Genomic DNA, 2,004 nt, shown 5'->3' on the forward strand with positions numbered 1-2,004 from the left:
AATCTTTTTTCTTCCCGCTTTCCTCCCGAAAAAAGGATTTCCATTTGTATCCCTAAGCTGTAAAAGGTTATAGACGATGTCTAGTTTTCGCAATTTGGACTACTTAAATATGTAAACCTATTTCAGGACAAGACATGTTGCGTCAATCTGTTTTTAATTTTTTAAAATACGACTTCAATAAAGTGTTGAAATTTCAATAGCCTTTGCTAATTTCCACCCATGAACATATTAACAAAACTCTTTGCCACGCTGCTCTTTTTTCTTTCTATATCTATTTCCTATTCACAGGAAAAGTTTACCCGTGCGGATACCTTAAGGGGAAGTATCACTCCGGAACGTGGTTGGTGGGATTTGAATTATTACCATTTGGATGTGGAAATTTTCCCTGAGACGAAATCCATTGCCGGAAAGAATAAGGTGCGCTATCAGGTTAGAAAGGAGCATCAGGTTATGCAGATTGACCTTCAGGAACCTCTAAAGATTGTTTCAGCAACACAAGATGGACAGGATTTAAAGATCCGGAAAGAAGGCGCTGCTCATTTTATAAGCTTGACCAAAAAGCAGGTTCAAGGAACTTATGAGGAAATCGTAATCATCTATGGAGGCCAACCCAAGGAAGCTATCCGTCCGCCTTGGGACGGTGGAATCACCTGGCAAAAGGATGATAACGGCAAACACTTTATAGCTTCTTCCAACCAAGGGATAGGTTCCAGTATTTGGTGGCCAAGCAAAGACCATCCTGCAGATGAGGTGGACAGCATGCTGATCAGCGTGACTGTACCCAAAGACCTGATGAATATTTCCAACGGAAGATTGAGGAAAGTGGAAAAGAAAGGCAAAAAGAGAACCTATCACTGGTTTGTCAGCAATCCCATCAATGACTATGGTGTAAATATCAATATCGGGGATTATGTGAATTTTTCTGAAAAATATCAGGGGGAAAAAGGAATTCTAGATATGGATTACTATGTCCTGCGGGATAATCTGGAAAAGGCAAAAGTGCAGTTTCAGGATGCCCGGCGTATGATGGAAGCTTTCGAACACTGGTTTGGACCTTATCCCTTTTATGAAGATAGTTACAAACTGGTAGAAGCGCCCTATTTGGGTATGGAGCATCAGAGTTCAGTCACTTATGGCAATGGCTATGAAAACGGCTATAGGGGTACCGACCTAAGTGGTACAGGTTGGGGAATGAAATTTGATTTTATCATCATCCATGAATCCGGTCATGAATGGTTTGCCAACAATATCACCTACAAGGACGTGGCGGATATGTGGATCCATGAGAGTTTTACCAATTATACCGAAAGTCTCTTTGTGGATTATTTCTATGGAAAAGAAGCGGGGCAAGAATATGTGCGTGGCACCCGTACCAGAATTGACAATAAACTACCGATAATCGGAAGGTATTCGGTGAACCATAGAGGTTCGGGTGATATGTACTACAAAGGAGGAAATATCCTGAATACGCTTCGAGAAATCACCAATGATGATGAGAAATGGAGAAATATCCTCCGGGGACTCAACCGTGAATTCTATCATCAGACCGTCACCACAGCACAGGTGGAAAATTATATGGCCCAAAAAATAGGAATCGACCTCACTGCTTTTTTTGATCAGTACCTGAGAAACAGTTCTGTTCCGGTTTTAGAGCACTATTTCTCTGATGATAAAACCTTGAACTTCCGCTGGACCAATTGCATTACTTCATTCGATATGCCAGTCGATTTGGATTTTGGGGAAAACAAATTACGTATTTTTCCCACTACAAAATGGACTGAATTGAAAGTGGATCAAAGGGCTGAGGTAAAGGTGGATAAGGATTTTTATGTCGGGAATTTTGGGTTGAGGTGATGAGGGTAAGATTTTAGATTGTAGATTGCCACAATTCGAAAATGGCAAAGGAACCCCGATCTAAACATTATCTGGGTGGAGGCTATCACGTTATAGATATCGTCTCCAATGAAATGGATAAAATGATTCAACTCTTCAAATGTATAAAGT

1 protein-coding gene is annotated in these 2,004 nt (G+C 40.7%); it reads left to right on the forward strand.

The genetic code is table 11. From position 1 onward, the window contains the following. The first annotated feature begins 219 nt into the window (after positions 1–219). A complete protein-coding gene (locus ACEW8U_RS21565) occupies positions 220–1,854 on the forward strand; it encodes a M1 family metallopeptidase (protein ID WP_373524122.1) in 1,635 nt (544 codons plus the stop codon). The last annotated feature ends 150 nt before the right edge of the window (positions 1,855–2,004 follow it).

The organism is Aquiflexum sp., from assembly GCF_041751335.1.
Taxonomy (GTDB): Bacteria; Bacteroidota; Bacteroidia; order Cytophagales; family Cyclobacteriaceae; genus Aquiflexum.